This window comes from Streptomyces sp. KLMMK, assembly GCF_036961605.1.
Taxonomy (GTDB): domain Bacteria; phylum Actinomycetota; class Actinomycetes; order Streptomycetales; family Streptomycetaceae; genus Streptomyces; species Streptomyces telluris.
The window spans coordinates 1-10,166 of record NZ_JBAMDC010000243.1 but is presented as its reverse complement, the minus strand read 5'-3'; the positions used below and the strand labels follow the sequence as shown (position 1 = coordinate 10,166).

10 protein-coding genes are annotated in these 10,166 nt (G+C 73.6%); 5 read left to right on the top strand and 5 right to left on the bottom strand.

Annotation, left to right across the window (positions count from 1 at the left end; all coding sequences use genetic code 11):
* The first annotated feature begins 379 nt into the window (after window positions 1-379).
* From V7793_RS26390 to V7793_RS26375, 4 genes are all read left to right on the top strand, one after another.
* Window positions 380-2,416: a M6 family metalloprotease domain-containing protein gene (locus V7793_RS26390; protein ID WP_336010638.1), complete on the top strand. Its 2,037-nt coding sequence runs from the start codon at window positions 380-382 to the stop codon at window positions 2,414-2,416.
* A gap of 104 nt (window positions 2,417-2,520) precedes the next feature.
* Complete coding sequence (locus V7793_RS26385) at window positions 2,521-2,850, top strand: hypothetical protein (RefSeq protein ID WP_336010635.1); 330 nt, start codon at window positions 2,521-2,523, stop codon at window positions 2,848-2,850.
* Window positions 2,851-3,076: 226 nt separating this feature from the next.
* Window positions 3,077-4,000, top strand: coding sequence for a universal stress protein (locus V7793_RS26380; protein ID WP_336010633.1), 924 nt, complete (start codon window positions 3,077-3,079; stop codon window positions 3,998-4,000).
* Window positions 4,001-4,141: 141 nt separating this feature from the next.
* Window positions 4,142-5,062, top strand: a complete 921-nt coding sequence (locus tag V7793_RS26375) for a universal stress protein (RefSeq protein ID WP_336010629.1) — start codon at window positions 4,142-4,144, stop codon at window positions 5,060-5,062.
* 28 nt (window positions 5,063-5,090) lie between these two features.
* On the opposite strand, the gene bla is transcribed toward V7793_RS26375, so the two are convergent.
* The gene (gene bla, locus V7793_RS26370; RefSeq protein ID WP_443058000.1) at window positions 5,091-6,005 is read right to left on the bottom strand and encodes a class A beta-lactamase; all 915 of its coding nucleotides are present in this window, start codon (window positions 6,003-6,005) and stop codon (window positions 5,091-5,093) included.
* Window positions 6,006-6,155: 150 nt separating this feature from the next.
* Between bla and V7793_RS26365 the strand changes: the two genes are divergently transcribed.
* Entirely contained in the window at window positions 6,156-6,665 is a 510-nt protein-coding gene (locus V7793_RS26365) for a DUF3515 domain-containing protein (RefSeq protein ID WP_336010625.1), read from the top strand.
* Between the two features lie 40 nt (window positions 6,666-6,705).
* Here V7793_RS26365 and V7793_RS26360 read toward each other — a convergent pair whose 3' ends face one another.
* The 4 genes from V7793_RS26360 to V7793_RS26345 form a co-directional block, all read right to left on the bottom strand.
* Window positions 6,706-7,137 (bottom strand): DUF5955 family protein, encoded by a 432-nt coding sequence (locus V7793_RS26360; RefSeq protein WP_336010623.1) that lies wholly within the window; start codon window positions 7,135-7,137, stop codon window positions 6,706-6,708.
* 4 nt (window positions 7,138-7,141) lie between these two features.
* Window positions 7,142-8,959 carry a hypothetical protein gene (locus tag V7793_RS26355; protein WP_336010620.1) on the bottom strand — a complete coding sequence of 606 codons (1,818 nt, stop codon included), beginning with the start codon at window positions 8,957-8,959 and terminating at the stop codon, window positions 7,142-7,144.
* A gap of 72 nt (window positions 8,960-9,031) precedes the next feature.
* Complete coding sequence (locus V7793_RS26350; RefSeq protein ID WP_336010616.1) at window positions 9,032-9,856, bottom strand: hypothetical protein; 825 nt, start codon at window positions 9,854-9,856, stop codon at window positions 9,032-9,034.
* A gap of 96 nt (window positions 9,857-9,952) precedes the next feature.
* The coding region (locus V7793_RS26345; RefSeq protein ID WP_336010613.1) for a S26 family signal peptidase at window positions 9,953-10,166 on the bottom strand (214 nt) is incomplete at its 5' end.

The following is a 10,166-nucleotide window of genomic DNA, read 5'->3' as shown; positions in this document are numbered from 1 at the left end:
CGCCCCGCGAAGGCCCGGTCCGGCCGCGGGAGCCGCCGCCACACGGGCCTGGGCTCCTGGGTGGTGATCGCCTGCGTGCTCGGTGTGCTCGGGCTCTGCGCCTACCGGGTCGTGGTGCCGTAAACCCGTGGGGCGCCTGTGGCCGTGCTCGCGGCCGCCGCCGGCGCAGCCCGGCCGAGGTGAAGGCGGCGGCCGGGCCCGTCGCGGCGGGTGCGGACGCCGCCCGCAGGGCCCGGGTCGTACGCGGAGACGCCAGGCGGCCCGTAGGCACTCTGGCGTCGCTGCTGTCCCCGGCTCTACCGTTGGCCCCGGTAGGCACATTCGGAACAGTGCTTGCCATGAGCGCTTGTCATGAACTTGCCAATTCAAGAGGTGAGCCGTGTTCCTGCGCCGCAGACGCGCCCGTCGACTGCGCCGACTCAGCGTCGTCGCCCTCCTCCTCGGCGTCGTGGCCGCCGTCGCCGCGGGCCCGGCCCGGGCGACGCCCGATGCCGAATCCCGGAAGCCGCACCCCCTCGTCCAGCCGATCGATCCGCAGCACTGGCGCAACCCCGACGACATGACCTGGGCCGAATACCGGTCGGTCCCCGGCACCGACTGGGCCGACCCGGACCGCAAGCCCACGCAGCGCAAGTTCAAGGGGGCCCTGGTCCTCCTGGACTACCCCGACGAGGAGTTCTCCGTCAGCAAGCCGGCCGGCGCCGCGCGGTTCGGCAATCCGCTGCCCAGCGCCTCCGGCATCCCCCGGGCGCAGGTCCCGAAGTTCTACGAGGACTTCCTCAACAAGCCCGGTGCGCTCAACCACGGCCACACCATCAACGAGTACTGGATGGAGGACTCCGGCGGCCGCATGGGCGTCGCGCTGACCTCCTTCGGCGTGTACCGCATGCCGTGGAAGTCGTACCAGTACGGCATCGAGCCCGGTATGAACCCCGGCGCGTGCCCCGTGGGCGACACCTGCGGCAAGGACATCCGAGCCGACGGCAAACGGGCCTGGACCGACGAGGTGGGCGCCGACAAGGCCGGCGAGTTCGACTTCGTCTTCTACCTCACCGCCGGCGTGGACGAGTCCTCCGCCTGGCAGGAGTTCGGGCAGATGAAGTTCCGCTCCGAACGGGACGTGCCGGCCGCCTGGGGGCCGCCGTCGCCCATCGCCTCCGGCCTGAACTCCGCCAGGACCCGCTACGTGCCCTGGACGTCCTGGCAGGCGGCCGCCCGCATCTGGCCCAACGCGGCGAACGGCTCCTCCACCCAGGCCGAGAGCTCCGGCATGGCCACGTTCGCCCACGAACTCAGCCACATCCTGGGCATCGGCGACAACTACAACAACCCCTACGGGACCCCGCTCAGCCGCGCCTACACCGGCATCTGGGGCATGCTCTCCCGCGGTTCGTTCAACGGCCCCGGCGGGCCGCACACCCGCTGGCAGATACCCGCCAACGCCGGCGGCTCCATGGGCGCCCAGCACGTCCTGCGGGACAAGATGAAGCTCGGCATCGTCGACGAGAAGAACGTCCTGCGCCTGGACCGCGACGCCCTCAAGGACTCCGGGCTCGTCGTCGCCCGCGTCACCGCACGCTCGGCCCCGCCCGGCGAGAAGGGCCTCACCGGCGTCAACATCACCATGGGCCGCGACCTGTCCCCGGCCTGCGACCGCACCACCGACCCCCTGTGCGACGGCGGCGGCTACGACAACTACACCGTCGAGGTCGTCGACCGCATGGGCATGGACTCCTTCACCCCGGACAGCGGCGTCCTGCTCAGCAAGACCAAGAACGCGGACCGGGCCCCGTTCGCCTGGGTGGTCGACGCGCACCCCGAGGACATCGGCCTGCTGGACTTCACCCGCCCCGACGGCACCCCGCAGAAGATCACCATCGGGGACTACCGGCAGCTCAGCGACGCGCTCTTCCACGCGGGCGCCGACTCCGGCAGCTCCTACGAGTACGTCGACGAGGCCAACCGGCTGCACTTCTACGTCCTGAACGTGCGGCGCGACGCCACCGGCGTGCTCTCCTACGACATCGGCGTCAAGTCCCTCGACGGCGCGGGGCCGCAGGCCCGCGGGCTCGCGCTCGGCCGCGGCACGGTCAAGAGCGACCCGGCCGGGGGACGGGCCGTGTGCACCTTCGACCTCGCCAACACCGGCAAGGCCGCACCGCAGAGCGATCCCACGCTGTCCTCCGACATCTACCGGCTGTCCGCCACCGCCTCCGGGCGCGGCTGGTCCGCCTGGCTCCCCAACCGCCTGACCACTGCGGCCTCCGGCTCCTCGGTCCCCGTCGAGGCCGCCGTCACGGCCAAGCCGGGCGCGGACCGGAAGGGCACCGTCACCCTCACCGCACGGTCGGAGAGCGACCCGACCAGGACGGCCAGGGCCACGTGCTCGCTGACGAAGCCGGGCAGGTCCACCTGATCAGGCGAAATCTCCCCTGAAAGGGGACCTGCCCGCCGGGCGCCCGGTCTACTGAGGCCGATCAACCGCACAAGAGCGTGCGGTGACTTCGGCAAGGGGAAGTGATGAGGAAGATTGCGACCGTGTTCGCCGCCCTGGCCTTCGGGTTCGTCGCGGCGTCGCCCGCGAACGCGGCGGTGCACAGCCAGTGCGGCAAGTACATCTGTGTGATGACGGCACATCACAACCGCTTCGTCCAGGACATCACGGTGCGGACCAAGGACGGCCTGCCCGGGACGCTGCGGTCCTACTGGGGCAACTTCCACTCGCCGAAGGTCAGCGCGGCTTCCCACCGGTGGGAAGTGGGCTACGAGCAGGCGCAGTCGAAGCTCGTGTGCGGCGGGCTGGAGCGCGACGGCCGCAGCATCGAGGACGGCATCTGCGTGACGATCTGACCCCTGACGCGGCCGCAGGTGCGGACGACGGTGGCCCGCCCGGTTCCGGTTCACGGATTCCGGGCGGGCCACCGTGCGTGAAGCGGCGGCGGGGCCGTTCGGCCGGACGTTCGGGGACCGTTGGGCCCGCGCGGAGGAGGGGCTTGCGGAGAGACGGTGGGTACGCGCCGCGGACAGCACGACGGTGGCGCCGGCCGATCCCGTACTCACCCGGAGGAAGCACGCCATGCCCCGTACCGTCATCGCCGGACTGGACGGCTCGCCCGAATCGCTCGCCGCCGCCGAGTGGGCCGCACGCGAGGCCCGGCTGCGCGGGCTGCCGCTGACGCTGCTGCACGCGCTGGAGGACTGGTCGCCCACCTACGGCCTCGCGGCGCTGAGCGGAGTGGAGTTCGACCCCGCGAGCTGGGCGGGCTCCCTCCTCGCGGAGGTGTCCGGGCAACTGGGCGGGGAACACCCCGGCCTGGACATCCGCACGGAGCAGCTGGAGGGGCGGCCCGTCGAGCGGCTGGTGGCCGCCGCGAAGGAGGCCGAGGTGCTGGTGCTCGGCTCGCGGGGGCTCGGCGCCCTGAGCGGCTTCCTGACGGGGTCGGTGTCCATGTCGGTCCTCGCCCGTGCCGAGCGGCCGGTCGTGCTCGTACGGGCGGGGGAGCGGGCCGGGCGGGAACAGGAGGCGTACGGCCGGGAGACGCGCGGCGAGGAGGCGCGCGACGGGGAAGCGTACGGCGACGTGGTCCTCGGCGTGGACCTCGCCCGCCCGTGTGACGAGCTGTTCGCCTACGCCTTCGAGGCGGCCGCGGCCCGTGGCGCCCGCCTGCGGGTCGTGCACGGCTGGAGCCTGCCGCCCCTGTTCGGCTACGACCCCGCCGCGGTCGACCCGGGGCACATCGCCGGCCTGGCCACGCGCGAGTCGACGGCGCTCACCGACGCACTGCGGCCCTGGTGCGGCAAGTACCCGGGCGTGCCGGTCGACGAGCAGTGCGTGGTGGGCCGTCCCGGCGAGCACCTGACCGAGGCCTCCGCCACGGCCTGTCTGGTGGTCGTGGGCCGCCGCGCGCGCCGCTCGGTCATCGGCGCGCGCCTCGGGCCCGTCACGCACGCCGTGCTGCACCATGCCACCGCCCCCGTCGCGGTCGTCCCGCACAACTGAGGTGCCGGGATCCGCACAGGGCCGTGGTGTCCGGACGGAGTCACTCGTCCGTGTGGCCGCGGCCTCCGGTCCCTGCCACAGTGGCGGACAGGCCGGACAGTGGCCACAAGGAGAAACCGTCGCCCGCCCCATGGAGGCCCTGTGTCCGGCGTGATCACCGTTGGCGTGGACGGAAGCGAGCACGGCAAAGCCGCCGCGGACTGGGCCGCCGCCGAGGCGGAGCGCCGGGGCATGGAGCTGCGCCTCGTCCACGCCTGGGTGTGGCAGCCGCTGGACCTGCCCGTCACCGCGGACACCGAGGTGCAGCAGCGCTGGGCCGAGACGCTGCTGCGCGAGGCCCGGGCCCGGGTGACCGCCCGGTGCCCCGGGGTGCCGGTGACGGCCCGGCTCCTGCCCGCCGATCCGGTCCCCGCCCTGGTCGCGGAGGCGACCGAGGCCGACATGCTCGTGCTCGGCTCGCGCGGGCACGGGGCGCTGATCGGCTACCTGATCGGTTCCATCGCCCTGCACGTGCTGCGGCAGGCCCGGGGGCCGGTCGTGCTCGTGCGCAGCCAGGGCGAGCAGTCCGGTGACCGGGGGGAGCCGCTCGCCGGGCCCGGCGAGGCGGTCGCCGGGCGCGTTCCCGAAGCGGACGAGGTCGTGGTGGGTGTGCCCGGGGCGGAGGAGGAGGCCGGAGCCGTCCTGGAGTTCGCCTTCTCGGCCGCGGCCGCGAAGGGAGCGGCCCTGCGCGCCGTGCGCGCCTGGTCGATTCCTCCGGTGTTCGCCTGGAGCCCGGCGTCCATGCGGCTGGCCGACGAGGCCGGCGGCCTCGAACCGCTGGAGAGGAAGCGGCTGGCCGACGCCCTCCAGCCGTGGCGCGAGCGCCACCCGCAGGTCCAGGTCGTCGAGCACGTCGAACTGGGGAGCGCGGCCCAGGTGCTGCTCTCCGCCTGCGAACGCGCCGCCCTCCTGGTCGTCGGGCGGCACGCCTCCGGGCCGCACGTCCCCCAGCGGATCGGCCATGTGGCCCATGCGGCCCTGCATCACGCCCCGTGCCCGGTGGCGGTGGTCCCGCAGCCCTGAGGCGGGTGCGGGACCGCCCGGCCGGCCGTCAGGCGAGGACGGGAGCCAGGAGCTCGGCGGCCTTGCGGACGAGTGCGTCGTCCCCCGCCGCCTTGGGCTCGTGCTTGGTCGTGAGGACGGAGACGACGACCGGCGACTTCTCCGGGGTCCAGACGACGCCCACGTCGTTGCTGGTGCCGTAGCTCCCGGAGCCGGTCTTGTCCGCGACGGTCCAGCCCTTGAAGCCGGCGCGGAACTTCCGGTCACTGGTGGTGTTGGCGAGCAGCCATCCGGTCAGCCGCTTGCGGTCCGCCGTCTCCAGGGCGTTGCCGAGGACGAGCTGCGCGTAGGTCCGGCCGATGGCGCGGGGGGTCGTGGTGTCGGTGATCCGGTCCGGCTCCGCCGAGTTCAGGTCGGGCTCCCACCGGTCGAGCCGGGTGGTGTCGTCGCCGACCGAGCGGCAGAAGCGGGTGACGGCGGTCGGCCCTCCCAGCTCGGTGAGCAGGAGGTTCGCCGCGGCGTTGTCGCTGTAGGAGATGGCGGCGCCGCAGAGCTCCTCGACGGTCATGCCGTTGGCGACGTTCTTCGCCTCGCCGGTGATCTTGTCGTAGCCGGAGGCCTTGGCGTACTCGGCGGTGTAGTGGATCCGCTTGGCGAGGAACGTGCCGTCGTGGTCGAGGTCCCGCAGGACCGCCGCGACCGCGAGCGTCTTGAACGTCGAGCACATGGGGAAGCGCTCGTCGGCGCGGTGGACGACGGTCCTGCCGGTGACCGTGTTGCGGGCGAACACCCCGAGGCGCGCGGAGTGCTCGCGCTCCAGCGCGCGCAGCTGACGGGAGATCCGGTCCCCGGCGGGCGTCGATGCGTAGGCCGTCCCGCCCGTGGACATGGCGGCGGCCAGCGCCGTGCCCGCACCGAGGGCGAGAACCGTTCGGCGGGAGGGCTGTGCACCTATGCTCTTCAAGATCGTATTCTCCTTGTGTCCTGCATGGCGTGACTTGCACGGCCTGGTCGACAGTCAATACGCCACGGGTGGTGCGGTTGGTTCCACTTCCATGTGATCCCGCCTCATTGGTCTCGCTTGTACACGCTTGTACGCACGGAGGAGCGCCCGGTGCAGCAGCCTTGGAGCCGAGGGTCACGCGGTCTGCCCGTCGTCGCGGCGGCACTGCTCGTCGCCGCCGGATCGTCGTCCACGAGCGGCGCCGCGGCCCGCACCGTGCCCAGGCCCACGGGGCAGCAGGCCGCTCACTGCCGCGCACTGCACGCCGAGCTGCCCACCACCCTGGCCGGGCTGGAGCGGGGAACGCCCCGTCCCGTCTCGGAGTTCACCGCGGCCTGGGGCCACCCGGCGGTCCTGCTGCGCTGCGGGATACCGCGCCCCGAGGTCCTTACGGTGGGCTCCAAGAGCTTCGACCGCTACGCCCCTGTCTGGGAGACCGGCGGCGTCAAGTGGTTCGTGGAGCAGCCGCCCGGTGGTGGTGTTCGCTGCATCGCCGACCACCGCGCCGCCTTCGTGGAGGTGTTCGTGCCGAAGGAGTACGGCGGTGACGGGACCGGGCAGGCGCTCCTCGACGAGCTGACTGCGGTCATCGGTGCGACCATCCCCGAGGGATATGTCTAACCCTGGACTTGACGTTGAGGGCCATGGGGCTGCCGAGGCGTCAGAACCACGGAGCCGCCGCCTCCCGCAGCGCCCTGACGCCCTCTGCCAGCGACGCCGCCGAGGCCAGGGCCCCGCTCACCGCGTACACCGCCCGCTGGATCCGCCCCCGCGCCGGTTCATCCGTCGTCGGCAGCGCGTCGTCCACCTCGTCCAGTGCGGACTGCGCCGCTTGAAGCGCGGGTGACGGCAGGGGCGCGCTGCCGGCGGACAGGGACGCGAGCTCGGCGCGCAGGGCCTCCACGGCCTGCCGCAGCTCCCGTACCTCGGCGGACTCCGCATCCCGGCCACCGGAGCCCGCCGCTTGCCGGACGTACTCCGCCCGGGCGTGGTCGCCGGTCTGCGCGTTGCCGCTGAAGGTGCCGTGGATGACGATGCCGCGCGTGTGGTCCCGGGGCGCGTCCCCGTTCCCGTCCCGCTGAGTGGAGGTCATCGCGTCAACTCCCTGAAGAAGCGCCGCCGGGGCTCGGGCCGACGTGCGGCTGGGGCGTGGTGACGGTCTGGTGCGTGGCGTTCGCGCCGTCACCGGTCTGGACGTTGCCGGTGACCGTCCCGTGCACGTGCACCGAGCGGTCGAAGACGACGTTGGCGCGCGCGTCGTACTCGTCCGTGCGGTACCCCGCGTCCCGCAGGCTGCCGCGCACCGCCGTCAGCGTGCGGGTCTTGATGCTCTTGAGGAACCGCTGGGCGTCCATCTCCTGGAACAGCTGCTGGTACTCCGGCTCCGCGGCCAGCTCCCGGACCGAGTACCGGGGCCCGTGGTCGACCACGCGGTCGGTGCGGCACATCCGCCCGTACCAGGCCCTGCTCCGCGCGGTGCGCACGGCCGTCCGCGGGACGGCGACGAGGTCGCGCGGGGCGTCCCCGGCCAGCCGGAAGGCGGCCACCAGGGCGTCGCCCGCCAGGGAGAGCCAGTCCGAGGCGTCGGACGGCGGCATCACCTTGTCGATTCCGTGGTACGTGCGGGCGATCGGCGGCAGCAGGAAGGCCCGGGACTCCAGGAACAGCAGGCCGCCCTGCAGCTGCACCCGGCTGAAGACAGTGAGGACGACCTCGTCCTCCCAGCTGCCCACCCGGGTCGTCAGGTAGTGGCGCAGCCGTTCCTCGGCGGCCAGGTCCAGGCTGTCCGGCCACCACGTCGGGGGAGCCGGCACGCCCGGCGCGAGCCGCAGCCGTTCGGCGGCCGCGCGCCGGGCGAACGGCGCCATGCGCGCGAACGCCGTGCCGGGCCCGGTGCCGCTCCAGTCCGCGGCCGGGCCCAGTCTCAGGCCGCCCTTCATCACGTAGTCGTCCACGTGGATGCCGTGCAGCCGGTCGCCGGGGTAGTCCCCGCCCGCGCCGAGCCGCAGGAGTTCGGCCCGGATGCGGGCGTGCACCGCGGGGACGGTGAAGCCGGCGGCGTCCGGCGCGGCACCGGGACCCGCGGGCGCGTCCCCGGGCTGCGCGAAGCGGAGCGTGGGCACGGTCGCGCCCCTCCGGGGGATCAGCTCGATCGCGAAGGACCAGGAGTCCACCTCGACCCCCGCCCCCACGAAGGGCGCGTAGTCGCTGTAGATGACGTCGGGGTCGGCCTGCTGGCGCCGCAGCTGTGCGACGCGGGCCGCGGTGGAGCCCTGCCCGTCGGGGTGTTCCGGGGCCCGGCCGGTGGCCAGGAGGTGCAGCAGGGACGTCCGGAGGTACGCGTCCACGGCCGCGATCACCGTCCAGAGGGCGTAGACCAGGAGCACGGCCGGGAGATGGGGCCGCACGACGTCGTCCAGCAGAGGGCCGATCCCGCTCAGGAGCCGGATGCCGAGGAAGGCGACGACCGCCAGCACGATGAGCGCGGTCAGCAGGCGGGTGACGGGGCCGGACCGGTCGCGCCCCGCCGCGCCGGCGCCGCGCTCCGTGGCACCCGTCATCGCGCGGGCCGCGAGCCGGAAGAGGCCTGCGACCAGCACCAGGCCGACGCACAGGAACACGCCCGCCGCATCGACCGGGAGCAGCAGCACCGGCACGGCGATCATCAGCGCCCCGCGGAGCGTGGCCCGGCGCCGTGCCACGAAGCACTCCTTGAGCACGGCCACGAGGTCCACCCCGTAGGCGGGCGGAGGAACGCGGTAGGGGTTCTCGGCGAGCTCCGCGATCACCGCGTCGCGGAAGTCGCGGTCGAGGTGGGCCGCGCCACGCAGATAGGCGGTGGCGTCACCGGGACGGCTGCCCGCTTGCGCCTCGATGAGCTGGCGGAGCGGGCTCTGGGGATCCTGCTGGCTCATCGTCGGAAGAACCTTCCGTCAGGGCGGACAGTGGGGGAGAGCAAGGGCGGACGGAGGAGGGCTGCCGGGCCGTCAGATACGGGTGTGGTCGCGCACCGGCAGCCCGTACCGGACGGCGATCGGCGCCCACCTCCGCAGGAACTCCTGTTTGGCCTGCGTCGCGAGGCCGCTGCTCGCCACCCCGCGGTCGTACGCGGAGCCGTGGGGAACGCGGCCGGAGGAGCAGCCCGCGGCGTCCTGCGCCCACCGGGCGAACGCGCGGTCGGCCTCCGCCGAGCGCTGCCAGGCGGTCCGCAGCTCCTCCGCCGCGGCGCGCCCGCCCTCGATCCTCTCCACGGCGATCCGGGACAGGTCCTCGACCAGCCCGTCACGCCGGACGGCCGCCGTAGTCAGATCGGATCGCGCCGCTGCGACGGCCGCACCGGAGGCACACGATTCGACGGCGTTCACCGCATCGGTGACCTTCTCGCGGTCCGCCGCGCTCTTCGTCAGCAGCGCATCCAGGGCCGCGGCCTGGGCCCGCCCCGTGGCGGGCGGTTCCGATGAGGGCGATGAGGACTGCGGCCCATCGGGCTGTGCCGCGCTCTGTGCCGCGCTCTGCGCCGCCAACGAGGCCGACGGGCCGCCGGGCGAGGGCTCCTGGCCGTCCGGCGAGCCAGAGAAGAAGGCATTGACCACCACCAGGGCGACCACCGCCGAGGCCACCGCCCCGACCACTGCCAGCAGGACGAACCTCCGTGACGCGAAGGACCCGCGGGCACCCGGCGGCGCAGGACCGCCGCCCTTCGTCGTGCCCCCGGCCCGCGAGGAACTCCCGGATACCGGTACCCAACCGCCCGCGCCCCGGCGGGCCTCGCTGTCCCAGCGCATCGGTGCGCCGTCGTCGTCCTCGGCCATACCGTTCCCCCGTCGCTCCTCCGCACTGTCGTGCGGTCGGCGCACACTGTCAACTCCCGGGGAAATACGGCAGACCGGCCTCCTGTTGTCGTTTTGTCACCGCCGGCGCAGCACCGTTCCCAGGACACGCTCCAGCGGGAAGTAGCCGACCTCCCGCGAATCGAAGCTCACCCTGCCGTTGTCGCCGAGGAGGATCACCTTGCCCGGCGGTACGCGCTCCTCGGGCGCCGTGGCCAGGGCGGGGACGCAGTCGAGCGGGACGAGGTCGCCGGGGAGCGCGGCCACGCGTTTGATCAGCCAGTCGCGGCCG